Source organism: Paraburkholderia sp. SUR17 (assembly GCF_029536165.1).
GTDB lineage: Bacteria > Pseudomonadota > Gammaproteobacteria > Burkholderiales > Burkholderiaceae > Paraburkholderia > Paraburkholderia kururiensis.
Map to the genome: position 1 here is coordinate 991,652 of NZ_CP120509.1, position 25,012 is coordinate 1,016,663.

Sequence of the window (25,012 nt, forward strand, 5' to 3'; positions counted from 1 at the left end):
CCGTGCTCGAGCAATTGATCAGCGCGGCGGGGAGAGCACGATAGAGCGCAGCTCAGGCACCGGCTTAGACAGTGCGTCAATGTCCGGCACAGGGCGGCGCAGGGCGTCGTCCGTGGAAAATGCCCCTTCGAGCGCCTCCGAGACATCGAGCAGCATCGGCATCGAGTATGAATCGGATGGCTGCTCAAGCTGCGGCTTGCGAAGGCGAGGCTTGCACCACACAGGCGATGATCGCATCGCGCGTGTTCTCGAGATGCGCGCGCGTCTGCTCATGCACGGCGCGCGTATCGCGCGCGCGGAATGCGTCGAGGAGATCCGCATGCTCGCGGTTGTTGCTGTCGAGCATATCGCTTTTGACGTGCATGGAAAGCGACACGTATGGCCGCGCGATGAGCGACAGCCCTTCGACCATTTCGGAGAGACGCGTGCCGGCGGCGCTCGTCATCAAATGCTTGTGGAACCCTTCATTGAGTACGGCCCACGTTTCTGCCGACGATGTCGCGCACATCTGTGCATGAACGTTTGCGGCAGCGGTGAGGTCGCTCTCGGTGGCATGCGCGCAGGCACGCCCGGCCAGCATCGGTTCGAGCACCATGCGCAACTCGTAGATTTCGCTCACGTCCGCAGCCGTGAGCGGGCGCGTGACGACGCCCTTGTTGGGATCGATGGAGACAAGCCCTTCCGCGCGCAGGTCGCGAAACGCTTCTCGCACTGGCGTCGTGCTCACGCTCAGGCGTTTGGCGATCTCTTCCTGCCGCAGCCGCGTGTTCGGTGCATGGATGCCGTTGAGTATCTCGGCGCGCAACGTGCCGAGCACGTATTGCTGAATCGTGCGAAAGGGCTGGCTCATGCGCGTCTTCGTGAGCGGTTGTCATTGTCTGCCGCGCATGCCGATCCAGCAACGATAGCGCGTGGTTCGAATTCCAGCATGCTTTCGATGCGCGCGGCCACGCTTAGCAGCTTCGCATCATCGCCGAACGCGCCGACGATCTGCAAGCCGAGCGGCAGATTGGCTTCGCTCCATCCGGAGGGCACGTTGATGGCGGGCGCACCCATGAGGCTCCACGGCGCACAGAAGCGGGCGTCGCCGGTATCCGCATGTCCGTGAGGCGCTTCGCCGCTGGCAGGCAGGGTCACGAGCGCGTCGCAGCCCTGCATCAGTGCGGCGGACTGCGAGCGCACGTGCGCTTGCAGCAGCAAGGCTTGCTGATACCGTTCTAGCGGCATCGCCGCGCCTTCGGACAACAGCACGCGCATATGTTCGCTCATGAGGGCGGGTGCGCGCGCGGCCACATCGCCGATGGCGCGATACGCCTCGACCGCGAGGATGGTCAATGTCGCTTCGCGCATGCGCGGCAGGTCCGCGCCATAGTCCAGCTCGACGATGCGCGCGCCGCCTTCGGCGAGCGTCTGCAACGATGCCTCGAAGTTCTCGCGTTGATGCGGCGCGATGAGTTCGTCCCAGAACGGCGTGCGAACGACGCCGAGCGTGAGCGCGGACGTATTGCGCGGAAAGTGACCGCGCCACGCCGATTCGCTTTCCACCGCGTGCGGCGCGCGTTCGACGAACAGTGCATGCGCCACGGCCACGTCTTCGACGGATCGCCCGAAGAACCCGACGTGATCGAGCGATGCAGCAAGCGGATGCACGCCTTCGCTCGGCACCGCGCGATACGACGGCTTGTAGCCGACGACGCCGCAGTACGCCGCCGGACGAATGATGGAGCCGACCGTCTGCGTGCCGATGGCAAGCGGCACGATGCCCGCCGCGACGGCCGCCGCCGATCCGCTCGACGAACCGCCCGGCGTGTGCGCACGGTTCCAGGGATTGACGGTCGCAGCCGGACCGCGCCAGGCGAACTCGGTCGTCGCGGTCTTGCCGAAAATCGCGCCGCCGAGCGCGCGGATCGTCGATACGATGTGCGCGTCGCGCTCGGGCCGATGGCCGTCGTAGGCCGGCGAGCCGTAGCCCGTGGGCATGTCGGCCGTGTCGGCCAGGTCCTTGACGCCGATGGGCACGCCGGCGAGTGGATGCGCCACCGCGCTATGCACGTCGTACGTATCCGGCCGATGTATGAAGGCTCGAAGCCAGGGCTCGAGCGCATCGGCGCGGGTCTGCGCGGCGAGGAGCGTCGCACGCGCGGCAGCCTCGTCGTGACGGTTCGCGAGCAGCGTCGCGAGCAGGGAACGAGCGCGCTGGGTCATGGCTACTTGCTCACGGCCGCGGCGAAAGTGTTGTCGACGCCATTGGCATAAGTGATCGCGCCGGGCTTGATGTTGCCAATCGACTCCTGAAGGTCGAGCGCATTGCGGAAGGCCTGCTCGGAAATATCGGGCGTGGCCGCATAGATCTTTTGATCGATGAGGCGCTGCACCGCTGAATCGACGATCTTCGGATCGAGCGAGGGGAACTCCGCGCGCGCGACGCTCTTCGCCGTATCGTGCGATTGCTGAATCAAGGCTTCGGCCTCGCCGATCGACTTCACGAACGCGGCCACCATCTTCGGCTTGCTCTTGACGGTGGAAGCGAGCGTGTCGATGGTCGAGAACGCATACCCGCCCGGATACGCCTTCGGGAACGCATAGACGATGCGATACCCTTGCGCGAGCCCCGTTTCCGCTTGCGGCATGTAAAGCGCGGCGGCTTCGGACCGGCCCGCGGTCACGGGTGCGAGTTCGGTACCGATCTGCACCGTGTTCATCTTCACGTCCGTGAGCTTCTGTTCGCTGATGAGGCGCTGCAACAGGTACGTGCTGGTCGATGGCGGCAACGCGGTGGCCACGCTCTTGCCCGCGAGGTCGCCCACGTCCTTGACCTTCGAATCCTTCGGCGCGATCACCCAGACGGGCACGCCCGCGACGACGTTCGCCACGTTCACGAGCGATGCGCCCTTGAGGTTTGCGAGCATCGCGGTCATGGGGTCTTGCAGCGAGAAGTCCGCGTGACCGCCGATCACGGCCGCCACGCCCGCCGCGCCGCTGCCGGCAGTCACTTTCTGCACGGCCAGCCCGTTCTTCTCGAAGATACCCTTGTCGATGGCGACATAGAGCGGCAGATACTGTATGGACTGAAACGCTTGATAGATGACGACCGGCTCGGCGGCCGCCGCGCTCGTCGCGCCGATTCCCGATGCAACGAGACATGCCGCCGCGATACTGTTGAGCAGAGCGTGTGTCTTCTTCATTTTTTCTTCCAGGAAATGATCTTCGCTTCCGCGAGTTGAACGATCCAGCTGAGAACCGAGGCCATCAAGGTGAGCACGATGATGCCGAGCCAGACGGTATTGAGATCGAAGAGGGAGCCCGCCACGAACACCGCGTGACCCAGCCCTGCTTGCGACGCGATGTATTCGCCGACGACCGCGCCGATCAACGCGAAGCCGATGTTCACGCGCAGCGTCGAAAAGATCCACGGCAGCGCGCTGGGTACGATGAGCCTGGTGAAGATCATCGACGGCTTCGCCTTGAACGAGTGGAAGAGATTCAGCAGGTCCTTGTCGACTTCGCGCGCGGCGGCGCAGGACGAGATCATGGCGACAGCGAAGGTGGAGATGCCAGCGAGCCATATCTTCGAGGAGGCGTCGGAACCGAACCAGATCACGATGAGCGGGCCGAGCGCGATCTTCGGGATACTGTTCAGGATCACGGACAAACCCTCGGCGACTCCCGACACGGCGGGCAGGAACCATAGCAGCAGGCCAAGACCGATTCCGAGGCCGCTGCCGATGGCGAGACCCGCCAGCGTTTCATACAGCGTGACCCACGTGTCGGAGACGAGCGTGCCTTGCGTCAGTCCGATGACGGCGGCCTCATAGATGCCGGATGGCGAGCCGAGCAGCTTGCCGTTGATCGAGCCCGCGCTGACAGCAAGCTGCCAGAGGACGATCAGCGCAACGACGATGCCGACCACGGCGCCGGTCGTGCCGAGCTTGCGGGACGCGCGGTGTCCGGCTTTCTTCTGCGTGACGTGCGTGGAGAGAACGGCTTCAGTCATGGACGGCTCCTGCCAGAGTAGTCGGTTGAGCGACTTGATCGGTGTCGCGCGCGGCGACGTTTCCGCGCAGGCCGTTCCAGATGCGCGCGTGGTAGCCGCGGAATTCTGGCGCTTCGCGCGCGGACACGGCGTTGCGCGGTCCGTGCGTCGTCAGTTCGATGAGGATCTGATCTTCGATGCGCGCGGGACGCCCGCCAAGCAGAATCACGCGGTCGCTCATCGCGATGGCTTCTTCGATGTCGTGCGTGACGAGCACGACACTGGTGCCGCTTTGCGCACGCAGCGAGATGATGTCGTCCTCGAGTGCGAGCCGCGTCTCGTAGTCGAGCGCGGAGAAGGGTTCGTCGAGCAGCACGAGCGTCGGATCGACGAGCAGCGTGCGCGAGAGCGCAACGCGCTGTCTCATGCCGCCCGAAAGCGAATGCGGATAGCCATCGGCGACGGCGCCGAGCCCGTAACGCGCGAGCATTTGCCGCGCGCGGGCCACATCGTCCGGGCGGACTTTGCGATATAGCTCGATGCCGAGCAGTGCGTTTTGCAGCACGGTGCGCCACGGCATCATGAGGTCCTTTTGCAGCATGTACGCGATGCGGCCCGCTTCGCCGTCGGCGCGTCTGCCGACCGATATCTCACCCGACTGCGGCTTGAGCAGGCCCGAGATGAGATTGAAGAGCGTGCTCTTGCCCGCGCCGCTTCGTCCGACGATCGACACGATCTCGCCTTGCCGCACGGAAAAGTCGAGCCGGTCGAAGATGGTCACGGTCGAGCCGTCGGGCGACTGGAAACCGTGAATGAGCTGCCGCACGGTCAGCGTTTCCGGGAACGTGTCGGCTGCGGTTGCGTTCGATCCCTTCATGTCGTTCCTCGCAAGGTCTCGCACAAGTGAAGTGGTTCCTGAAATGCATAATGCACAATCAAAAACAGGAAGGTGTTTTCCCCAAAAAAGTTTTTAGCGTGGAGTCCGAACGCGACGCGTCATGCGCACGACGATGCCGCAAGGGCCGGGATAAGCGTCATCGTGGAACACGGCAGGCTTCACGTGCAGCGCAGTCTCGTTCGAGCCGATGCCACGCATGCCGCGTTCGCAGGAACGATTCACGAACGCGCGTCGCCATCGGCCCCGACGGACGATCATGCCGCCGTGTTTTTCAGGAAGCGGGTGCGCATCGGCTTGAGCACGAAGAGCGCGAGCGCGGCCGTGACGATGTCGAGCGTGATGGCGGCGCTGAAAACCGGCACCCAGCTTCCCGCATGCTGATGCAGGAGCGCCGCGAGCGGGCCGCCGAAGATCGATCCGATGCCCTGCGAGATATACAGCCACCCATAGTTCTCGGTGGCATGGCGCGTGCCGAACGTGTCGGTCAGGGTAGAAGGAAAGAGCGAGAAGATCTCGCCCCAGCCGAAGAACACCACGCCCGACAGCAGGACGAACAGCAGGGCGTTGTCGCGCGTCAGCAGCCACAGCGCCATCGCGATGCCTTCCAGCGCGAACGCAAAGAACATTGTGTTTTCGCGGCCGAAGCGGTCCGAAACCAGCCCGAACAGCGGACGCGTGAGGCCGTTGGTGAAGCGATCGATGGTCAGCGCGAGCGGCAGCGCGGCCATGCCGAACACAATGACTTTCGTGATGCCGAAGTCCGCCGCGAAGGTAGCCATCTGCGAGGTGACCATGAGGCCGGAGGTGGACATCATCGTCATCATCGCGAACATGAGCCAGAAGAGAGGCGATTTCATCATCTGCGAGGGACGAAGGTTCGGCACGTTCGATGCCGCCAGCGCCGATGTCCTGGCCGGCGTTGCATCCTGCGGCACGCGCAGACCCTGCGATGCGACGAAGCCCACGATCGCGAACGCGATGCCGTAGATCCACAGCGTGGCGTCGAGTCCGCGCGTCGCCAGCGAAGCGGACACCGGGAACGTGGTGACGATCGCGCCCATGCCATAGCCCGCCGCCACCGCGCCGGCCGCGAACCCGCGCCGATCCGGAAACCAGCGAACCATCAGGCCGACCACGCCGACATACACGATGCCCGTACCCAGCCCGCCGACCAGCCCGTACGTGAGATACAGCATGGACGTGCTCGTGGCCATCGACGCGAGCACCCAGCTCAGCCCCGACATCACCGTGCCGAGCGAGATCAAGAGACGCGGGCCGAAGCGGTCGATCAGCTTGCCCTGAAACGGCGAAAAGAACGTCTGCAGGATGATGAGCAGCGAGAACGTCACCTGCAATTCGGGCAACGGCACGCCGAGCTTCGCCGAGAGCGGCCTGGTCAGCAGCGTCCAGACATATTGCGGGCTGGAAATCGCCATCATGCAGAGCAGGCCCAAGCCCAGTTGAAGCCAGCGGTGCCAGGCCGCGACGGCGGGCGCGCTCGCGGCGGCATCATCGTGCAGCGTATGAATGCGTGTGTTCATGTGCGTTCCCCGGTTGAATCGCGAATCGAAAGAATGAAAGGTGCCCTCCGGTCCGACGAATCGCGGGACCGGGGAGATGAAGCGGTGACGTTATGCGCGCGTGGCGCGCTACCAGCCTGCGGCAGCGCCGTCGCTGCGCGGATCGGATCCCGCCTCGAACAATCCATCAGGATGCCGAATGATCGCGCCTGCGTGACCCATCACTTCGTCGTACGGGGCGAGGACGTCCACGTCATGGCCGAGCGCGCGCAAGGCGTCGACGGTCTCTCCGGAGAAACGCGCTTCGAGCTTGAGCGAATCGGTCGACTGGCCCCAGGTACGGCCGAGCAGCCAGCGCGGCGCATCGATTGCGGCCTGCGGATTCCAGCCGAATCGCGCGATGCGCGAGAACACCGCGCTTTGCGATTGCGGCTGGCCGTCGCCGCCCATGTTGCCGTAGACCATCGTGCGGCCATCGGCGAAATGAGCCAGCGCCGGATTGAGCGTGTGGAACGGACGGCGGCCCGGCATCAGCGGATTGAGCGACGACGGGTCCAGCGAGAAGCTGCAGCCGCGGTTCTGCCAGTTGATGCCGGACTCCGGCAGCACGATGCCGCTGCCGAATTCGTGATAGATGCTCTGGATGAAGCTGACAGCGACGCCGTCGCCATCGATGACACCCATCCACACCGTGTCGCCGGGACCGCGCCCACGGCCCCAGGGCGCGGCGCGCGTCATTGAGAGTCGGCTCGCCATGGTGTCCAGCGAGGCGGGATCGAGTTGCGTGACCGCGTCGATACGCATGTGATCCGGGTCCGTCACGTGTTCGTCGCGCACCTGGAAGGCGAGCTTCGTCGCCTCGACGCACGCATGCACGAACTCGGGCCCGAGCGGGTCCATGTCGTCGGTGAGCACGCGGTCCAGCACGCCCAGGATGAGCAGCGAGACGAGGCCCTGCGTCGGCGGCGGCATGTTGTAGACGGTGCCGAGCGTGTGTTTCAGCGCGAGCGGCGTGCGCTCGCGGGCGCGGTGCCGTTCGAGATCGTCCAGCGTGACGAGCGTTTCGAGCGACGACAAATCGTGTGCGATGCTGCGCGCGAGATCGCCGCGATAGAAGTCGTCGAGGCCGGCATCGGCGAGGCGTTGCAGCGTCGCGGCGAGACGCGTGTTGACGAAGCGGTCGCCGGTGCGCGGCGCGCGTGCATCCGGAAGGAAGGTCTGCGCGAAGCCGGGCGCGCACGCCAGCTCGCCGCGCCTGGCCGCGATGCAGTCGGCCTGACTGCGCGTCACGGGAATACCCTGCTTCGCGTAGTGGATCGCGTCCTCCAGCAGGCGCGCAACGGGCAGGCGGCCGGCGAGCGCGTCTTGCGAGAAGCGGTGCGCGAAGTCCCAGCCGGACACCGTGCCCGCGACCGTGTTGGCTGCGAGCGGACCGCGTGCGGGAATCGCGCTCAGGCCGAGTCCGCGATACGTGTCGATGTCGGCGCGCATCGCCGCCGCGCCGCACGCCTCGATGCCGATCGGTGCATGACCGGGGCGCGAGATCAGCCAGAAGCCGTCTCCACCGATGCTGTTCATGTGCGGATACACCACCGCGATGGTCGCGGCGGCGGCGATCATTGCCTCGACCGCGTTACCGCCTTCGCGCAACACGGCGAGCGCGCTTTGCGATGCAAGCGCGTGCGGCGCGACCGCCATGCCGCGCGATCCGCGCGTGGGATTCAATGTGTTCGCCGCGATGTGCGGGTGAGTCAGAGGCATTGACGTTTCCTTGTATACATGGAAATCCATCAACGCGAGATCCGTGCCAGGCATCGGTGCAAACCCTAAGAAGGCTTGCTGCGTAAGGCCCGGCGGCCTGCATGCTAGAGCTTTGGATAACGTCTGACGATGTCGTCAGATGGTGCGCCGAGGCCGCGCTGGTGCCTCGTTGGTGACCGTTCGCCCCGTCTCGGTGCGGGCGGCGAGCAGGCGTTGCAGCGTCAGGCTGCTCACGCTGGCCTGGCTGCCGCCGATATGGCGCGAGACGAGTTCGACACTCTGCGTGGCGTCGCCGCGACGAATGGCGTCGAGAATCGCGGCGTGCTCGTCGTAGGTTTCCGCGATGCCGTCGCCATGCACGAGATCGAGCCGTCGCACGACGCGGATGCGGTCGGTGACGCGCTGCATCGTCGAGGTCAGTTCGTCGTTGCCCGCGGCGGCTACCAGTGCGTGGTGCAACGCTTCGTCCAGTTCGACGAGCTTCCGGCCGTCGGCAATGCGCCGCGCGCGCTCGACTTTCCAGATGCGGTCCAGCGCATCGAGCAGCAGATGCAGTTCGGCTTGCGGTGCGTCGCCCGCGCAGAGCTTGCGCACCGCGAAGGTTTCGATCATCTGACGCATTTCGTAGAGATCGTCGAAACGCTTGTTGTCGATCGGCACGACTTCCCAGCCGCCGCGCACGTAGCCTTGCATCAGGCCATCGCTTTGCAGGCGCTGCAGTGCTTCCCGCGCAGGCGTGCGCGAGACCGCGAAGCGTTCGGCTATCGCACCCTCGGTGAGCCGGTCCCCCGGCAGGAGGCGCATGTCGAATATTTCTGCCCGCAGCGTGTAATAGACGCGATCCGCGCGCGAAAGCGCGGCGTCCGGCGTGATGGCAGGGGGCTCGTCGGGCGTCATGTTCAGCTTGATGTCGGGCATGGCCGAAGAGCTTAACAAAGGACCGCGCGTTGCAAAAGGTCCGTGGCTTCGGGTTGGCTGCGCTTTTGGTGTGCGAGCAACCGGCGGCAAGAGCGCGTGACACGAGGGCACCCTCTTCGAGGCGCTTCGAATTCACCGGCAAGCGCTTTCATCATTTTTCTCGCCGTGCCAATGAGCAAACCGATCTCGTATGCCCGTCCCTGCGCGCGCCGAGAGCCGTTCGCCGATCTTGGAAGCCGGCTTCTCGGAGCACTGGGTTTGGAAGGACGGCAAAGCGACCAGGTCTGGCCGCTTGGCAGATGACCGGTGAGCGTCGTCTACGACCGACGAATTGCCGTGCCCCGACAGCGCGAACGACCGCTGTCCTTGGCGGATTCAACCGGTTGAATCCGCCATCGCGAGCGGCGCGCTTGCCGTATTTACGCTAGACATCTGCGAGGGAAAGCGGGAGCGAAGACAACCTTCTGCGGCGAACTGAGGTACCACGGACAGCCGCCCCATGAATGTGGCGCACCACTTGTACGGCCAGAAGTCGTACCCATAGCGGCCGCTGAGTCGCTCAACGGCCGAAGAGCAGTAGCGGGTCGCGTAGAGTCGGTCGCCCGGACGGCTCGCTGACGTTTCGCTGCAAAGCGCATGATTCGGTGGTCGGCCGGAGCGGTCCTTCGACTCCGACGGCCAGATGGCCCACAATCGGCATCGCACATTGCCGCCTGAATCGCTATGACCCTGTACACACCCACGCTACGTCGAATCGACCGTCGATCATCGGATGACATAGAACGTCTGCAAGCTGTGCTCGAAGGCGCGCCGGGTTATAGCCTTGCAGTGGAAGGCAAGCTGCCCGCGCCGAACGCCGCGATCGAGTTACTTGATGCGCTGCCGCCCGGCAAAAGCCACTCGGACAAGTTCGTCTTTGAAATCTCCCACGATGTCGAGGCGGTTGGGTGTATCGAGATGGTGCGGGGCTATCCTGAGGTCGATATCGCTTTCATCGGCTTGTTGTTGTTCCGGGAAAGCTCGCAGGGACGGGGCTTGGGTCCGCAGGTTCTACGCCTCGCCGAAGCGATCGGGATGGGGTGGCAATGTCGCGCATTACGCATTGCCGTCATCGACACAAATTCGAGAGCGTTCGAATTCTGGAAACGCGAAGGCTTCATTGAGTTGCTTCGCAAGCCTGCGATGGATTTCGACGGGCAGGCAATCGTAATGGAGCGCGCTCTAGCGGCCGCAATACCTGCCTAAGGCAGATCTTGCCCCAACAGGTTGCATACGTCGCCTCTGTTTGTCGTCAACATCACTCTGCGGCGAATTCAACCGGTCACTCGGCAAGACAACGAGAATTGGAGACAATTTAGTTCGGCGTATCCTTAGCGATCGATTTCCGACACCCTTGGCCACGATTCCGATAGCAAAATCCGATGCAAGCACATCTTAGAATCGCCAGACCTGTCAGCGACCTTTCGCGGGCAGAAAGCATGTATTGCGCAGCACTCGGCCTCGTTGTCCTGGCAAATTTCCAAGACCACCAGGGGTTCGACGGAGTGATGCTGGGACGTCCCGGCATGGATTATCACTTCGAGTTCACACAGTGCTGCGAACATCCGGTAATGCCAACACCAACGCGTGAGGATCTGCTGGTGTTTTACGTCCCGGATCACGTTGAGTGGAAGTCCACTTACGAGCGCCTCGCCGAAAGCGGATTTGTTCGCGTGACGTCGCTTAATCCTTATTGGGACGTGTCAGGCAGAACATTTGAGGATCACGACGGCTACCGCATCGTTTTGCAAAACTCGGCGTGGCCCTCATGACGCGTACGTAATGTCATTAGGCGTAAGCCTGATCGCTTTGCAGCAACTCGTATGGTCGCGCGAAAGGCAACCCTGGCCACGAAGAGAGGTTCCGGCGTATCAATCGTACGTCCACTGAGGGGAACGTTTATGCCCATTGCATGGGTCTCAAGCTCCAATCGCTCGATGGCGCCTGGCCGGACGCTGTCGTGAGCGGACTATATTGGCGTCTGATACATTCGGTTCGTATCCATTGGGGGACTCGTCATGAAGCTTCGGACCGTGTATTTGAAGGTGAATGAGATGGAGACATCCACTTCGTTTTGGGCGAGACTCCTCGGATATGAACCGCTTAAGCGGTCCGGGAAGTGGACTGAGTTCATGATCGGCACTAACCGGCTGGGCCTGTTGCTAAACGACTTCGGAGACGAGATAAAGGGTAGCGGTTCAGTCCCTGTCTTTGAGTTCGAAGAAAATGCGCTTCACGAATTTTTGAAGCGAGCAATAGAAAACGGAGCTTCGGTCGTGATGGACGGATTAAAAATAGAGTCGATGAAAAGCATCGTACTGAGCAGCCCCGACGGACACGAATTCGAGCTTTGCACGTGCCGTAACTAAACTCGCGGCCCTGCTGCTTCTCGCATTTCCTTACGAACGACTGCCTCGCGTCGGCGACAGGTCGTTTCACGAGTCACGTGGAATGGCACTTCCGGTCCGGTCCATGCCTTTTGGCTTGGATGCATGTCCAAGGAAGATCGCTACGCTCGATCGTGGTGCGCTGGTCTGCCATGAAGGGCCTGTCCGAGAAAAGTGGTGAGGTAGCATCATCGAACTCAACAGGGGGAAGACGGTGATCCGGCAAATCAAGGCTCGCATAAGCTCGATCGGCGTCCCTCTTGCGAGTCTGCTTCTCAGCGATCTGATGAGGATCGTGGCAGAAATGGTTGGCTATATCACGCTCCCCTGGTGGATCGTTCACCGGGCCGGCGCGCATGACCTGGCGGTCTACACCGTAAGCATCGCCATCACCACGATTTTTGCAATGCCGCTGCTTGCACCACTCGGGGATCGCTACGCAAAGAGACAGCAGATTGCATGGGGTATATCGATGTATTCGCTTAGAGAGACGAGCCGCACCTTTTGCTGCTCCAGATCGACCATGATGCTGGCAAGGTGCTGCAGCGAACGCCCCAATCTGTCCAACCGCCAGACCACCAACGCCCCCCCGCTGGCGACGGCTTCGAATGCCTGGCGCAAGCCGGGCCGGTCGAATCGTGCCCCCGAGATTCCTTTGTCGAAGAAGACCATATTGCATCCATGATCTCTTAAAGCCGTCAGCTGCATGTCCAGATGCTGTTCCTCAGTGGAAACACGGGCATATCCGATCTTTATTTTTTTGAATTGCATTTTTAAAAAATGAATTGGAACGGTAATTTTTTTGGAAAAACGCTATTAAATCTATCTTTCTTCAATCTCGTCCCAGACGAGCCGCACATATCGCCCTTCTCGCGCTTGTCCAGGGGGGCGTGTGCCATCAGAAGCTTGCGCTGGTTGTAGTGATCGGCGGCGAATCCCGTCCAGGGCAGCAGCAGAAGCTGTGGCCCGAACTGGAGCGCCATCACGGTGCCCACGGCGGCCGCATTGTGCCGTGTGAGTTGGGTCAGCACCAGCCAGTCCTGGGCCGTACGTTGCATCCACGTGCCCACGTTCGAAACCAGCGCGCCTGCCGCCCAGATGCGGTAGTTGACGTTTCTCAGCGAACGGAAGACACCGGTTGCCGGAGGGCTCACGAATGCCCCGGTGTATTGCCGCCGTGGAAGCGGCCGAAATGTCGTGCCGTGGGCAGGCTGAGTACCAGGACGCCGAGCCCGAGCGCGATGGCATGCTTGCGGCACTTGCAGAATTCGAGCGCGGGCTGATCAGTGAACGGACGCGCGCTGGAATGGCGGCTGCGCGTCAGCGGGGCAGCAGCATTGGGCGTCCGTCAGGAATGAGTGCCGCGCAACGCGAACAGGCACGTGCTCTTCTCAAGAACCATTCGGCCAACGTAGTCGCCCAGACGTTCAACGTCCACCGGAGCACACTGCAGCGCCATTTGCGAAAGCCCGATTGAGGGCGGTTCCGAAGCCTCGCGCAGTGGTGCCCCGGGTCAGAATGGATGTCGGTGTGCCAGAAAGCAAAGCGACCGAGGGTCGCTGTACATGCTGTAGCCGTGGTGACCCTGTCCACACCGTGCGGCTCTGGCAGCGACGCTAACCCGCGCCAGGCCAGCCCTCGCCTCACGGAAAGTCATACTGCCTTATCCGACCGCCCGGTTTTGCTCGGCCACCTCTACGTTCCAGCTTCGAGCAGGGCGGTATTTCGGTGAGCCGCGCACGCTCGCTGCGGATACGGTCGTTGCGGTGCTCGATGTCGTCGGGTCGGACGGCAGCGACCGGGAATTCGCGAGGCGGGAAGTCACGTGGGGCGAAATACGCTTCGATGCCTTTGAATCCTTCACGCTTCGCGTCGATGCGGCGCTGCCCGTGTCGGCGCTCGAGTGCCGCATCTATTCGACGGGTGCGTGCGAACTCGAAGCGCCGCCGGTCCTGCGGATGGACCGGGATGAGGCCGGCGAAAAGGTGCTGGAATTGAGGTTGACCACCGTGTCGGGTTGATGCGTGTTTCTCTGCAAGGCGGCGGCGCGAATTTCGCTGAATTTGTGGCCAAATTCGCCGCCGCATTCGCTCAGCTGCGGCGATCGTCATGCGCCATCATCAGCGCGCGCATCTGTGTCCACATGCCGAAGTAATGAACGATGAAGCTGTGTGGGCCGCGCATGAACCACGGCGTATTGAGCAGCAGCGGACTGTCGATCAGGTCTTCGTCCAGCAGGTTGTGCTGACGCATCACTTCGATGAAATAAAACTGGTCGCCGTTTCCGGTATAGACGCCTGAGCGGTCGGGCAGCGCGGCGATGCGCTGCATCAGCGCGGCGAACCGGTGCGCAGCATCGTCGGCGGCGATGCCGTTCTGTATTGCGAATGTCTTTCCACGGTAATCAATTCCCATGGGCGTCAGTTGCGTCCTGTCCAGTTCATTCCGTCGCTTGAGCGTCTCCAGCTCATTGGCGCCTTTGACCGGCACGTGTTCAGACAGGCCATTACGCTGCTGCGATCCATGCCTGAAGTCCGGCTGGGCATCAACATCTCGGCCCAGAGTGCGGTGGCCGACATCGCATGGGAAGCCATGCTTCATCTGGTTGAGCGCGCCCCGGACGTTGCCACGCGGCTCGTTGTGGAAATCACCGAAACCGCGCCGCTGGACGCCGGGCAGGGCCGGCGCTTCGCACAACGCCTCCGGCAGGCCGGCTGTCGTGTGGCGATCGACGATTTCGGCGTGGGCTATGGCGTCGAGACAGCCATCGGTATCCAGACACCGGACATCATCAAGATCGATGGGTCATTCGTTGCCGCTGCGCGGCGCGGCGAAACCTACCTGGCGCGTCTCGCGCGCCTTGTGCGGCTCGCATCCGAACTGGCCGGGGAAGTGGTCGTGGAAGGAGTCGAGCAGCAGGATGATCTGACGCATGCGCGCGAATGCGGAGCGAAATGGGCGCAGGGCCGTCTGCTTGATGAGTCGCAGGACAGCGTGAAGCAGGGTCATGTGGACAGGACGGCAACAGCCGGGCAAGCGGGCGGGGAGATCTGACATGGGTGCATCGACACGAACGATGGCTTCACGTGAATGGAAGTCAATTCAGTTATCCGAAACGTATAGCCGGGCCGACCTGGGGGTCCGAACGCTGGCCACCGTGCTGGCCGGAATTTCCTCTTTGGCGAACAGTGGCACCGGGCAGTCGGGAGCCGACCGGGACGGGCTGCGGACCCGGGTGGAGTGGTTCCGGAGGTCGGTACACGCGCTGATCCGCGTGTAATACAGTCGCAGGGTCCATGCCTGATGGAACGACGTATCCAGCGGGTACAGCACCTGTCGATGGAAATGGGGCTTACTCGAACGTCGCGGGATGCAGCGCTAACGGGGGGAATTTTAAGGGTGTTACGCTCTTTGGTTCTTTCGCAACTGCTGCGAACTCCGGGGCTGTTGCATTAGGGTTTGCTTCGTATGCAAATCTATATGCAACGGCGACCGGCCCAAATGCCACTGCGTCGGGAAACTATGCTGTTGCGATGGGCCACGACGCTTTGGGGGCGGGTGATTACTCGAGTGCGATTGGCTCAAATTCGACAGCGTCCGCGCAAAATGCGACAGCTCTTGGCAGTTCATCGACTGCTAGCGGGCAGGCTTCGGTTGCTATTGGCTCCAGTTCGACCGCAAGCGCAACTAACGCGAGTGCAATTGGGGTATCGACGACCGCTTCGGCGAATGGCGCGCTTGCTATCGGCGTTTCGACCACGGCAAGTGCGACTTCGTCGATTGCGATGGGTAGCGGCAGCATAGTTGCGTCAGGCGCTGGTTTAGGGGCAACAGCTATTGGCTACAACTCGACGGTATCAAGTGGCACAGGGGCGGTGGCCATCGGGAATACACAAACTGCCTCAGGGAATGGGGCCGTAGCTATTGGTGATCCGAACTCGGCAACTGGGACTGGTGCGGTAGCGGTGGGGGCCAATAACACGTCGTCTGGTCAGGGCGCTGTTGCAATTGGCAATTCGAATGTGGCTAACGCTTGTTGCAACGGCAGTGCTCGCAGCATGTTCAAGCTCGCAGGGGCCCACGTGGAACGGATATTCGGTGGGCCTGCCCAACGGGCAGCGCGCGTTCCGGGTGGACTGTCACGGCATCTTCGAAGGGCAGGACACCTGCTATTCGAAGGCGGCAGAGATCTGCGGCGGCAAGCAGCAGGTGCGTCCCATCGAGCAGGTGGCCCCGCTCGCGGATGCCGATACCACGCGCGACGTGCGTGTCCTGACGTTCCAGTGCGGACCGGCACCGCAGCCCGTGCAGCCGGCACCGGTGCCCGTTCCGGTACCTCCGCCGCCTCCGCCGCCGCCTGCACCGGCGCCGAAGCACATCACGCTCGAGGGCGACGCGAACTTCGACACCGACAAGGCAACGCTGCGGCCGGACGCGCGGGCGAAGCTCGACGCGCTGATCGACGCTGCGCGCGGCACGGCGTTCACCTCGGTCACGGTGAACGGCTACACCGACTCGAGAGGGTCGGCAGCGCACAACCAGAACCTGTCGGAGCGGCGTGCGCAGTCGGTGGCGCAGTACCTGCACGATCACGGCCTGCAGTCGCAGCGGTTCGGGACGCATGGCTACGGGGCGAGCAATCCGGTCGCCACCAACGCGACGGCGGCCGGCAGGGCACAGAACCGTCGCGTGGAGATCACGCTGGAATAAGAGCGAAAGAATGCCAGCGCGATGGTGTCGTCCGCAGCGGCAGGCGGACGTTCGGCGGACTGCCGCTCCCCGAGGCGGTCCGTCATTTTTTTCCGCGTCGCCCCTGGCGTTGCGGCTGTGGTCATGACAGTCAACCCACCGGATACCCGAACACGATGAGGATAGGCATCTCCGTGCTGACCCACGCCGGCCAGAGCATCTGGGAAAACGGGCTTGGCCAGAACGTCTTTTACTTCGTGCAGCTGTTGCGCACGCTGCCGTTCGTCACCGGCATCGTGCTGCTCAACTGCGGCGACCAGTCCAGCGTGGCTGCGGAAGCGCAGGCGCTCGCCGACGGATTGCCGCTCGTCGCGCCGCGCGATCTGGATGAGCCGCCCGACGTGGTGTTCGAAATGGGCGGCGGTCTCGACGTCGAATGGCTCGACTACGTGCGCGCACGTGGCTCGAAGGTGGTGTTCTTCTGCTGCGGCCAGCCGTATGTGGGGCTCGTCGAGCCCAGCGTCTTCGCACGCGGCGGGTATTTCACGAGAGCCACACGGTGCGACGAGATCTGGACGCTCGGCAAGGACCGCGTCTTCGCGCCCATGCTGCGCACGCTGCATCGCTGCCCCGTGGTCGACGTGCCGTTTCTGTGGGACAGCACGTTCATCGATCAGCGCGCGGCCGCCCTTGACGTCGCGGGCCTGCGCTTTGGCTACGCGCCGCGGCCGGCCGGCAGGGACGGCACGCCGCGCGGGCTGCGCGTGGCCGTCTTCGAACCGAATATCTCGGTGGTGAAGTGCTGCATGGTGCCCATGCTCGTGTGCGACCGCGCCTTTCGCACCGACGCGGCAGCCGTTGCACGCCTGCATGTCCTCAACAGCGTGCAGATGCAGGCGCATCCGTCCTTCGCCTTCCTGCTGCGTTCGCTCGACCTTCACTACCGCGAGCGCGTGAAGCTCGATGGCCGCCACGACTTTGCCGGCTTCATGAGCCAGCACGCCGATGCAATCGTCTCGCACCAGTGGCAGAACGAACAGAACATCGTGTACCTCGATGCGCTGTACGGCGGCTATCCGCTCGTGCACAACTCGCCGTGGCTCAGGGATCTCGGTTACTACTACCCGGACTCGGACATTGAAGCGGGTGCTGCCCAGCTCGCGCATGCCGCGCGCCACCACGATTCGCAGCAGGAGCGTTACGTAGCGCGCGCCCGCAGCTTCCTCGCAACGCTTTCGCCGCGCCATGCCGAAAACGGATCGCACTACGCGCGGCGGCTGCTCGCCTTGACGTCGGACACCGGCCCGGGGAGGGCGTCATGCTGAACGGCCGGCGTCTCAAGGTAGGCGTGACGATCTTCCTGCGCCAGGGCTTCCAGTCCATCTGGGAGAACGGCATCTTCCAGAACTGCTATTTCCTCGCGACGCTGCTCGCGCATTCGCCGCTTGTCGAAGCGGTGTATCTCGTCAACGGCGGCGACGGCGACCCGGCTGAGGCGAAAGACTTCCTCGCGCTCGCGCCCGTTCCCGTGATGGACCTGGCAACGGCCCAGCGTTCGCTCGACGTGGTCATCGAACTGAGCGCGCAACTGGACCCGGAATGGGGACGCACATTCGCCGCGCGCGGCGGAAAGATCGTGGGCATGCGCGTGGCCAACGACTACGTGATCGACATCGAACGCATGATGTTCGACCGGCCGCCCGGCATGCTGATATCCGGCACGCCTTACGACGCGCTGTGGACGCTGCCTGCCTTCGTGCGGACCTGCGGCGGCTACTACGCAAACGCACTGCGCGCGCCGGTGACGGCCATGCAGCACCTGTGGAGTCCGGCGCTGCTCGAACGCGCGTCGGGCGGTGTGTTCGGCTACGAGCCAGGACGTGGCCGCTGGCGCCTCGCGATCCTCGAACCGAACATCTGCATGGTCAAGACGTCGCACATTGCCATGCTCGCGGCCGACCTGGCGCATCGCCAGCAGCCCGGGATGGTGGACTACCTGCGCGTCTTCAACACGATGGAGCTGAAGGGCGACGCGCAGTTCGTCGGCTTCGCGCGCAGCCTCGATCTGGTCACGCAGGGGCGCGCGACCTTCGAGCCGCGCCTGCCCGTCTACGAGATTCTCACGCAGCAGGCCGACGCGGTTGTTTCGCACCACTGGGAAAACGCACAGAACTACCTCTATTACGAGGCGTTGCACGGCGGCTATCCGCTCGTGCACAACTCGGACCTGCTGGGCGGATGCGGCTACCGCTACGACGATTTCGACTGCGAAGGCGGGGCGCTGGCACTGCGCGAGGCGTTTGCCGTACACGACGCGACGCTTGCCGGCTACCGCAGCGCCGCCCGCGCCTTTCTCGCGACGCTCGACCCGCTCGCGCCGTCGAACGTCGAACAGTACAGCGTTGCCATTGCAGCCCTCTGGTCATGAACGCACATACCGTCATCCGGGAGGAAACATGAACGGCCCATGCCCGCGCGGGCTGCGCATCGGCATCACCATCGGTCTGCGCGATGCTGCCGAGAGCCTGTGGATCAACGGCATCAAGCAGAACGCGCTGTACCTGTCCAAGCTGTTCCAGCACTCGCCGCTGCGACACCAGGTGCTGCTCGTCAACAACTGGGTGTCTTCATCGCCTGGGAAGCCTCGCTCGCCGTGGAGGAACTGATGTTTCACGTGCCGCCCGGGCATGCCGCTTCGCCCATCGGGCGGGCGGCGCTGGCAGGTGCAGCGGCCGCCGGCGTGCTCTTCGCGGGGCCATCGCTCGCGCGGTGTGCCCTGCGCCGCTGGCCAGAGCCGGGCGAGCCCGGCACACCACCGTACCGGCTGTGGTGCACACGTCTTGCCGGACTGTTACTGGGGCTGATGACGGCACTGGCCGCGTAGGCCGCGATGGCTGCACCGCCTGTCTATTGCATGGAGAACAACGGATGACCTGGCTGAACAAGGTGGAAGGGATGATTGCGCGCGGCGACCTGATTGCCGCCTCGCGACTGCTCGATGCCCATCGCGTCATGGAATCGACGCGGCCGAAGGAACTGGTGATAGGCAGCCGGTTGTGGTGTCTGCGTGGTCGTCTTGACGAGGCGAGAGACCTGCTCGATCGCGCGCTGGATGCCGACGCGGCGAACGTCGACGCGCTGATCGAACGCGCGCGCCTTGCCATTCGCCTCGGCGACGATCCCGGCGCGAACGGCTGGTTCCAGCGCGCCTGGGACGAGGGCGCGCGCGGCGACGACTGGATGGTGGACTGGATCGACGTGCTGCTGCGGCTCGGCCGCCACGAGGAGGCGCGCAACATCGCCATGGTTCGCTGCGAGCGCGCGCCCGAAGAGGCGCACACCTGGTTCCGGCTGGGGCTCGCGCATCAGCAGGACCGCCATCATCTGCAGGCGCTGGACGCCTATCGTCACGCAATGCGGCTCGATCCGCGCCTGCCGATGCTACGCAACAACATGGGCGCGGCGCACCTCGAACTGCGGCAATACGACGAGGCAAAGGCACTGCTGGAAGCCACTCTCGCCGAAGAGCCGGACCACGCGCTTGCCTGGACCAACCTCGCCACCACGCTGCTGCGCATGGGCGAGACCGGCGACAGCCTGGTGGCGGCCGAACGCGCCTGCGCGCTTGCGCCGAACTACGTCAACGCGCTGCAGACGTATTCGTACGTGCTGCGCGAGTGGCAGGAATTTCCGGCCGCGCTTGCGGTGGCCGAACGTGCGCTTGCGCTCGACCCGCAGAATGCTTCGCTCCTCTGGACCGTCGCCATGCTGCAACTCATGCTGGGCGACTACGGGCGGGGCTGGCAGAGCCACGAGGCACGCTGGCACGGCTCGCCCGAATTGCGCGACGTTGTGCCCAACATCCCCGCGCCGCGGTGGAACGGCGAACCGCTAGCGGGCAGGACGCTCTTTGTCTGGGGCGAGCAGGGGCATGGCGACGTGCTGCAGTTCGCGCGTTTCGTGCCGGCGATCGCGGCGCGCGTGGAACAGGAAGGCGGCACGCTCGTCTACTGCTGCTTCGACAGCCTGCATACGCTGCTCATGCGCAGCCTCGGCGATCGCGTGCCGACCATCATCGCCCACGACCAGCGGCCGCTTCCGCCGTATGACTTTCATCTGCCGCTCGCGAGCCTTCCGCTCATGCTCGGCACAGGCCTCGCGGACCTGCCGGGCGCGGTGCCGTACCTCAAGGCCGATCCGGCGCAAACGCAGGCCTGGGATGCCCGCCTGAGGCGGGGTCGCCAGCTGCGCGTGGGACTCGTATGGACAGGCAGCCACGACCATCAACGCAATGCCATGCGATCGGTCGATCCGCTCGCCTGTGCCCAGGCCTTTGCCGCCATCGAAGACGTCACGTTCGTCAACCTGCAGCTCGATGCCGCAGCCGACGTGCAGCGTATGCACGACGCCGGCCTCGCGCTTGTCGACCACACGGCGGAACTGGGCTCATTCGACGAGACGGCCGCGCTCGTGGCCAGCCTCGATCTCGTCATCACGGTGTGTACGTCGGTTGCGCATCTCGCGGGCGGTCTTGGCGTGCCGGTCTGGGTGCTGCTCGACGTGAATCCGCACTGGCCCTGGATGAGCGGGCGCACCGACAGCCCCTGGTATCCGAGCGCCCGGCTGTATCGCCAGCCGGCATATGGAGCGTGGTCCCCGGTCTTCGACGCGCTCGCGCGCGACCTCGCAACACTGGCGCACGAGCACCGCGAGCACGCCGCAACGGCGGGTCGCACAGCCGCGTGAGGCATGCATGGAGGACGAACTTGCCGGTGCTGCACGAGCGCAGCCCGATGCGTTTCGCTTTCCGAGCCTGCAGGTGGAGCCGCACCTGGCACGGCGATGCGACTGGCCGTTCTACCTGAGCCGCAGACAGCGTGCGTGGCTGCGGCGTTTGCGGCAGGCATGGGGCGACGACGCGGTGATCCAGATCTATGCCGGCTGCGTGCGCATCTGCGGTCAGTGCGGCGACTGGCGGTTCACCGACGACAGTGAACTGCGCACGGAAACCGCGCGGACGACGGCAATGGCCCGCTCGCCCTGACTGCCCTGACTTGCCCTGACACAGCGGCGCGCCGATGCCATACGCGGCTTTCTCGTGAATGCGGGCGTACCGGCGGCGTCGCTGGTTGCGCGTGGGTACGGGGCGGACCGCGCAGTGGCCGGCACGCTGACAGCCGCCGGACGTTTTGAGAACCGGCGCATCGAGTTTGTGCCGCTCTGAGCGTGGGAGGCGTGTATGCGAGGCGAAGCCGCAACCAGAGCGCCCCACGAAGGGCGAGACCCGCACGCATTGCCACGCGTGGGATGGCTGATTGCCGCGGTGCTGCTCGTCATCCCGCTATCGGTGCTCGCCGCGTGGATGTTTCTCAGGCTTCTCATCGCCATCGTCTTTCCCCGCTGATGCACCGGCAACGGGCTACTGAACGGAGTCACCGACATGATCCTGCACCGCTTGCTCCACCTGCTCGCCGTCGTGGCCGTCCTCGCGCTGTCCGGCTGCTCGCTTCTCGGCTGCGGCATGAACGCAACCAATGGCACAGCGGCCGGCGGCTGCCAGGCCGGCACCTCGTTCTGACACGGAGACCCGTCCGCATGAAGCGCATCAACATCACTGTTCCCGTGCCGGCTACGGCAGCACGCGTCGTGGCGAGTGACCTGCCCCGCGATGACGCGCGGGTGTGGCGGCCGTTCACGAATACCGCAAACGAAGCGGAGCAGCCATGAGCGATTACGGCTTCGTACCCATGCCTTGCCTCGCGATACCGGGCGCGGTGTCGGTCAAGACGCTGCACGCCGCGCTCTCGAATGTGCAACGCACCTTTCTTGCGCGGCTCGTCGAGCACGCGCTGAGCGACGACGCTTTCCTCGTCGCGCTGCTGGTCGTGCCGCTGCTCGATTTCGGCCAGCAGCGTCCCATTCCCGATCTCGACCTGCGCGCGGCCTGCGGCTTTACGGCCAGACGCTGGACCGATGCCGTCAACGAACTCGTGCAGCTCGGCGCGTTGCAGCGTTCGCGCCCGCGTCTGCCGGCACGGCGCATGTCTGCCTTCAGGCTGGGCAGCCAGTTCAGACCGCGTTACGTACACGAGGCTCACGATGGATTGCGCGATGACCCGCACGTCTGACGCGCTCTGGCCACGCGGCGACTTTTCCGGGGACGCGTGACGAGAGCACCCATCCGCTTGGGCCATGCAAAACGCGAGGTAGGGCCGTGCAACGACGTGCGTGAGCGCCGGGTGAATGGCCTGTTAAACCGTCACGGTTCGAGCAGACGCAGTAGCCGCAGTTCTTCCAGGTCGAGTTCGGACTCGATGCGGTGGAGCACCGCATCGTCGACTTTGCCGGCGCGGTGCAGGGCGAGCAACGTGTCGCGCGAGACGCCGACAAGCTCGAGTTCGACGCGCAGGAAGCGCGCCCGATGTTCGATCCGCTCTTCGCCCGCGGTGTGCGCATTCTCGTTCGAGGTGACGCGCACGCGGTATTCCGCTTGCAGTCGCGCGAGCATGGCCGGCTCGATGCCGTCCTCGCGCTTGCCGATGTCCGCAAGCGCCGCGAGCGAGGCGCCAAACGTGCGCGCACGCGTCTCGTGCTCGGACATCGTGTGGCGCGCGGGCGCCCGCAGCTTCAGCAGCCGGATCAACGGCGCGAGGCTGCCGCCCTGCACGACGAGCGTGGTGATGATCAGCACAAACGTGCTGAAAATGATCACGTCGCGGCCTGCGAAGTGATCGGGCAGCGCCAACGCCGCGGCCAGACTGACCACGCCGCGCATGCCGGCCCATCCCATCACGGCCGCTTCGCCGAACGACCAGGCGCGGCCCCCCGTGCGCCGTGCGCGCAGACGGCCCGGCAGCCAGATCGCGGCGAACACCCACACGAGCCGCGCGACGACAGCCGCCGCGGTGGCCGGCAACGCAACGCGCAAGCCCGCCATGACCACTGCGCCTTCCTGGTTCACGCTGGCGAGAATGCCGTGCAGCGCGAGCCCGATCAGCACGAACACGAGCGCGTCGAGCACGAACACGATGGCGTCCCACGTGGCTTTGGCCTTGATCCGCATGTCGGCGCTGAATACGCGATGCTGGCGTATGCCGAGCACGAGTCCGCAGGTGACGACCGAGAGCACCCCCGAGCCGCCGATCGCTTCGGCGACGCCGTAACTCGCCCACGCCATCGTGAAGGTCAGCACGATGCCGAGCTTCGAATCGACGAGGCGCGTCAGCACCGCGCACATCGCCTGGCCGCACACGAGACCCACGGCGATGCCGAGCAGGATGAGCTTGAAGAAGAGGCCCGTGCCGCTCGCGACCGTAATCGTGGTAGCGGCGAGCGCCGCTGAAACCGCCATCTGGTAGAGCAGCAGACCAGACGCGTCGTTCACGAGGCTTTCGCCTTCAAGCACGGCCACGAGCCTTGGCGGCAGCGCATAGCGCTGCAGGATCGCTTTCGCGGCGACGGCGTCCGGCGGCGAGACGATTGCGCCGAGCGTGAAGCACGCGGCCCAGGGCAAGCCGGGATTGAACGCATGCACGGCGAAGGCGACCGCGACCGTGGTGAACGCTACGGCACCCAGCACGAGCGAGACGATCGTGCCGAGTTCTGCGCGGAATTCCTTCCACGCCGTATAGAACGAACTCGACATCAGCAGCGGCGGCAACACGGCCACGAGCAGGAGGTCCGGGTCCATGCCGGTCACGCCCTTGCCGGCCACGGCGATGACACAGCCGCCCAGCAACAGCACGACCGCCGGCGGAATCGAGATCCGGTCGGCCAGCCAGGTGAGCGCGCTCGCGCCAGCGATCAACAGCAGCAGGTAATGGAACAGCTCGACGTTGGTCATGCGCAGATTGCCGGATGGTGCGAGGGTGCCCGAAAGGGTATCGCGTTTCAAGAACCTGAAAGGTCCCATTAAGATTAATTAAGAGCGGATTTCCTGAATCAGATTAATTAACTTTTTTTATCTGTCGGGCCCGCGATTTTGCGTGTCCAATAAGTGCGGCTGTACGGCCACTCTCCCGGCGCATCACACACGAGGCTCCGCCCGTCCGTTCGTTCATTCGGCGCGGGGGCTTTCTTTCACCCGTTCACAGGATATTTCTGCCATGAGCAATCCCAATCTTGAAGTCCTGACTCCCCACAACAGCCAGCTGATCATTATCGATCAGCAGCCGCAAATGGCTTTCGGCGTGCAGTCCATCGACCGCCAGGTGCTGAAGAACAATGTGGTCGGTCTCGCCAAAGCGGCCAAGGTATTCAACATTCCCACCACCATCACGACGGTCGAGTCGCAAAGCTTTTCGGGCTACACCTACCCCGAACTGCTCGACGTGTTTCCCGATCACAAGGTGCTCGAGCGCACCTCGATGAATTCGTGGGACGACCAGAAAGTGCGCGACGCACTGGCCGCGAACGGCCGCAAGAAAGTCGTCGTGGCCGGCCTGTGGACGGAGGTGTGCAACACCACGTTCGCGCTTTGCGCCATGCTCGAAGGCAACTACGAAATCTACATGGTGGCCGACGCGTCGGGCGGTACCTCCAAAGACGCGCACGACTTCGCGATGCAGCGCATGGTCCAGGCCGGCGTCGTGCCCGTCACCTGGCAGCAGGTGATGCTCGAGTGGCAGCGTGACTGGGCGCGCCGCGAGACCTACGACGCCGTCATGGCCATCGCGAAGGAACACTCGGGCGCGTACGGCATGGGCGTCGATTACGCGTACACGATGGTCCACAAGGCCGCGCAGCGCACGTCAGTGCCCCACGAAATACTGGCCGCCGTGCCCGCGAAGTAATCGCGCCCCCGCTGTTCCCGAAGCCGACAGGACGC

At 64.1% G+C, this 25,012-nt stretch carries 31 protein-coding genes and 2 pseudogenes; 19 read left to right on the plus strand and 14 right to left on the minus strand.

Going from position 1 to position 25,012, the window contains the following annotated elements:
- Nucleotides 1–18: 18 nt before the first annotated feature.
- The 9 genes from P2869_RS21900 to P2869_RS21940 all read right to left on the minus strand — a co-directional run bounded on the left by P2869_RS21900 (nt 19) and on the right by P2869_RS21940 (nt 9,070).
- Nucleotides 19–162 (minus strand): hypothetical protein, encoded by a 144-nt coding sequence (locus P2869_RS21900; protein WP_277599536.1) that lies wholly within the window; start codon nt 160–162, stop codon nt 19–21.
- 22 nt (nt 163–184) lie between these two features.
- Entirely contained in the window at nt 185–850 is a 666-nt protein-coding gene (locus tag P2869_RS21905) for a GntR family transcriptional regulator (protein WP_277599537.1), read from the minus strand.
- Nucleotides 847–2,205, minus strand: coding sequence for an amidase (locus P2869_RS21910; RefSeq protein ID WP_277599538.1), 1,359 nt, complete (start codon nt 2,203–2,205; stop codon nt 847–849). The genes P2869_RS21905 and P2869_RS21910 overlap by 4 nt, the downstream gene beginning before the upstream one ends.
- 2 nt (nt 2,206–2,207) lie before the next feature.
- The gene (locus tag P2869_RS21915) at nt 2,208–3,185 is read right to left on the minus strand and encodes an ABC transporter substrate-binding protein (protein WP_017777564.1); all 978 of its coding nucleotides are present in this window, start codon (nt 3,183–3,185) and stop codon (nt 2,208–2,210) included.
- On the minus strand, nt 3,182–3,994 hold the full coding sequence (locus tag P2869_RS21920; RefSeq protein WP_277599539.1) for an ABC transporter permease: 813 nt from the start codon (nt 3,992–3,994) through the stop codon (nt 3,182–3,184). The genes P2869_RS21915 and P2869_RS21920 overlap by 4 nt, the downstream gene beginning before the upstream one ends.
- Nucleotides 3,987–4,850: an ABC transporter ATP-binding protein gene (locus tag P2869_RS21925; protein ID WP_277599540.1), complete on the minus strand. Its 864-nt coding sequence runs from the start codon at nt 4,848–4,850 to the stop codon at nt 3,987–3,989. The genes P2869_RS21920 and P2869_RS21925 overlap by 8 nt, the downstream gene beginning before the upstream one ends.
- Before the next feature lie 275 nt (nt 4,851–5,125).
- The gene (oxlT, locus tag P2869_RS21930; RefSeq protein WP_017777567.1) at nt 5,126–6,412 is read right to left on the minus strand and encodes an oxalate/formate MFS antiporter; all 1,287 of its coding nucleotides are present in this window, start codon (nt 6,410–6,412) and stop codon (nt 5,126–5,128) included.
- Nucleotides 6,413–6,520: 108 nt separating this feature from the next.
- Entirely contained in the window at nt 6,521–8,152 is a 1,632-nt protein-coding gene (locus tag P2869_RS21935; RefSeq protein WP_277599541.1) for a gamma-glutamyltransferase family protein, read from the minus strand.
- Between the two features lie 135 nt (nt 8,153–8,287).
- A complete protein-coding gene (locus P2869_RS21940; RefSeq protein WP_277599542.1) occupies nt 8,288–9,070 on the minus strand; it encodes a GntR family transcriptional regulator in 783 nt (260 codons plus the stop codon).
- A gap of 723 nt (nt 9,071–9,793) precedes the next feature.
- Between P2869_RS21940 and P2869_RS21945 the strand changes: the two genes are divergently transcribed.
- The 3 genes from P2869_RS21945 to P2869_RS21955 all read left to right on the plus strand — a co-directional run bounded on the left by P2869_RS21945 (nt 9,794) and on the right by P2869_RS21955 (nt 11,478).
- A complete protein-coding gene (locus tag P2869_RS21945) occupies nt 9,794–10,315 on the plus strand; it encodes a GNAT family N-acetyltransferase (protein ID WP_245639926.1) in 522 nt (173 codons plus the stop codon).
- Nucleotides 10,316–10,491: 176 nt separating this feature from the next.
- Nucleotides 10,492–10,881 carry a VOC family protein gene (locus P2869_RS21950; protein ID WP_277599543.1) on the plus strand — a complete coding sequence of 130 codons (390 nt, stop codon included), beginning with the start codon at nt 10,492–10,494 and terminating at the stop codon, nt 10,879–10,881.
- Nucleotides 10,882–11,127: 246 nt separating this feature from the next.
- A complete protein-coding gene (locus tag P2869_RS21955) occupies nt 11,128–11,478 on the plus strand; it encodes a VOC family protein (protein ID WP_042271375.1) in 351 nt (116 codons plus the stop codon).
- 453 nt (nt 11,479–11,931) lie between these two features.
- Here P2869_RS21955 and P2869_RS21960 read toward each other — a convergent pair whose 3' ends face one another.
- Both P2869_RS21960 and P2869_RS21965 read right to left on the minus strand, forming a co-directional pair.
- Entirely contained in the window at nt 11,932–12,267 is a 336-nt protein-coding gene (locus P2869_RS21960) for a recombinase family protein (protein ID WP_277599544.1), read from the minus strand.
- 122 nt (nt 12,268–12,389) lie between these two features.
- A pseudogene (locus P2869_RS21965) lies at nt 12,390–12,650 on the minus strand (MFS transporter); the annotation flags it as partial.
- 92 nt (nt 12,651–12,742) lie between these two features.
- Here P2869_RS21965 and P2869_RS21970 point away from each other — a divergent pair.
- On the plus strand, nt 12,743–12,973 hold the full coding sequence (locus P2869_RS21970) for a recombinase family protein (protein ID WP_277599927.1): 231 nt from the start codon (nt 12,743–12,745) through the stop codon (nt 12,971–12,973).
- Nucleotides 12,974–13,262: 289 nt separating this feature from the next.
- Entirely contained in the window at nt 13,263–13,517 is a 255-nt protein-coding gene (locus tag P2869_RS21975; RefSeq protein ID WP_277599545.1) for a hypothetical protein, read from the plus strand.
- 70 nt (nt 13,518–13,587) lie between these two features.
- On the opposite strand, the gene P2869_RS21980 is transcribed toward P2869_RS21975, so the two are convergent.
- Nucleotides 13,588–13,986, minus strand: a complete 399-nt coding sequence (locus P2869_RS21980; protein WP_277599938.1) for a hypothetical protein — start codon at nt 13,984–13,986, stop codon at nt 13,588–13,590.
- Here P2869_RS21980 and P2869_RS21985 point away from each other — a divergent pair.
- A complete protein-coding gene (locus tag P2869_RS21985) occupies nt 13,900–14,550 on the plus strand; it encodes an EAL domain-containing protein (RefSeq protein ID WP_277599928.1) in 651 nt (216 codons plus the stop codon). The genes P2869_RS21980 and P2869_RS21985 overlap by 87 nt on opposite strands.
- Nucleotides 14,551–15,058: 508 nt before the next feature.
- On the opposite strand, the gene P2869_RS21990 is transcribed toward P2869_RS21985, so the two are convergent.
- The gene (locus P2869_RS21990) at nt 15,059–15,298 is read right to left on the minus strand and encodes a hypothetical protein (protein WP_277599546.1); all 240 of its coding nucleotides are present in this window, start codon (nt 15,296–15,298) and stop codon (nt 15,059–15,061) included.
- Between the two features lie 296 nt (nt 15,299–15,594).
- On the opposite strand from P2869_RS21990, the gene P2869_RS21995 reads away from it, so the two are divergent.
- The 12 genes and pseudogenes from P2869_RS21995 (at nt 15,595) to P2869_RS22045 (ending at nt 22,313) form a co-directional block, all read left to right on the plus strand.
- The gene (locus P2869_RS21995; RefSeq protein ID WP_346833755.1) at nt 15,595–16,206 is read left to right on the plus strand and encodes an OmpA family protein; all 612 of its coding nucleotides are present in this window, start codon (nt 15,595–15,597) and stop codon (nt 16,204–16,206) included.
- A 173-nt stretch (nt 16,207–16,379) separates the two neighbouring features.
- Nucleotides 16,380–17,510, plus strand: coding sequence for a DUF2827 family protein (locus tag P2869_RS22000; RefSeq protein ID WP_277599548.1), 1,131 nt, complete (start codon nt 16,380–16,382; stop codon nt 17,508–17,510).
- Entirely contained in the window at nt 17,504–18,613 is a 1,110-nt protein-coding gene (locus P2869_RS22005) for a DUF2827 domain-containing protein (RefSeq protein WP_277599549.1), read from the plus strand. The genes P2869_RS22000 and P2869_RS22005 overlap by 7 nt, the downstream gene beginning before the upstream one ends.
- 28 nt (nt 18,614–18,641) lie before the next feature.
- A pseudogene (locus P2869_RS22010) lies at nt 18,642–18,800 on the plus strand (DUF2827 family protein); the annotation flags it as partial.
- Nucleotides 18,801–18,850: 50 nt separating this feature from the next.
- On the plus strand, nt 18,851–19,069 hold the full coding sequence (locus P2869_RS22015) for a hypothetical protein (RefSeq protein WP_277599550.1): 219 nt from the start codon (nt 18,851–18,853) through the stop codon (nt 19,067–19,069).
- Between the two features lie 44 nt (nt 19,070–19,113).
- Nucleotides 19,114–20,931, plus strand: coding sequence for a tetratricopeptide repeat protein (locus P2869_RS22020; protein WP_277599551.1), 1,818 nt, complete (start codon nt 19,114–19,116; stop codon nt 20,929–20,931).
- A gap of 7 nt (nt 20,932–20,938) precedes the next feature.
- Nucleotides 20,939–21,229 (plus strand): hypothetical protein, encoded by a 291-nt coding sequence (locus P2869_RS22025; RefSeq protein ID WP_017778213.1) that lies wholly within the window; start codon nt 20,939–20,941, stop codon nt 21,227–21,229.
- Between the two features lie 15 nt (nt 21,230–21,244).
- A complete protein-coding gene (locus P2869_RS31130) occupies nt 21,245–21,409 on the plus strand; it encodes an OmpA family protein (RefSeq protein WP_346833767.1) in 165 nt (54 codons plus the stop codon).
- Between the two features lie 15 nt (nt 21,410–21,424).
- The gene (locus tag P2869_RS22030) at nt 21,425–21,589 is read left to right on the plus strand and encodes a hypothetical protein (protein WP_277599552.1); all 165 of its coding nucleotides are present in this window, start codon (nt 21,425–21,427) and stop codon (nt 21,587–21,589) included.
- Nucleotides 21,590–21,625: 36 nt separating this feature from the next.
- Entirely contained in the window at nt 21,626–21,763 is a 138-nt protein-coding gene (locus P2869_RS22035; RefSeq protein ID WP_277599553.1) for a hypothetical protein, read from the plus strand.
- 17 nt (nt 21,764–21,780) lie between these two features.
- Nucleotides 21,781–21,912, plus strand: coding sequence for a hypothetical protein (locus tag P2869_RS22040; RefSeq protein WP_277599554.1), 132 nt, complete (start codon nt 21,781–21,783; stop codon nt 21,910–21,912).
- Complete coding sequence (locus P2869_RS22045; protein WP_017778217.1) at nt 21,909–22,313, plus strand: hypothetical protein; 405 nt, start codon at nt 21,909–21,911, stop codon at nt 22,311–22,313. Before P2869_RS22040 ends, P2869_RS22045 begins: the two co-directional genes overlap by 4 nt.
- A gap of 131 nt (nt 22,314–22,444) precedes the next feature.
- On the opposite strand, the gene P2869_RS22050 is transcribed toward P2869_RS22045, so the two are convergent.
- Nucleotides 22,445–24,028, minus strand: coding sequence for a Na+/H+ antiporter (locus tag P2869_RS22050; RefSeq protein ID WP_277599929.1), 1,584 nt, complete (start codon nt 24,026–24,028; stop codon nt 22,445–22,447).
- A 262-nt stretch (nt 24,029–24,290) separates the two neighbouring features.
- Between P2869_RS22050 and P2869_RS22055 the strand changes: the two genes are divergently transcribed.
- A complete protein-coding gene (locus P2869_RS22055) occupies nt 24,291–24,977 on the plus strand; it encodes a hydrolase (RefSeq protein ID WP_017778219.1) in 687 nt (228 codons plus the stop codon).
- The last annotated feature ends 35 nt before the right edge of the window (nt 24,978–25,012 follow it).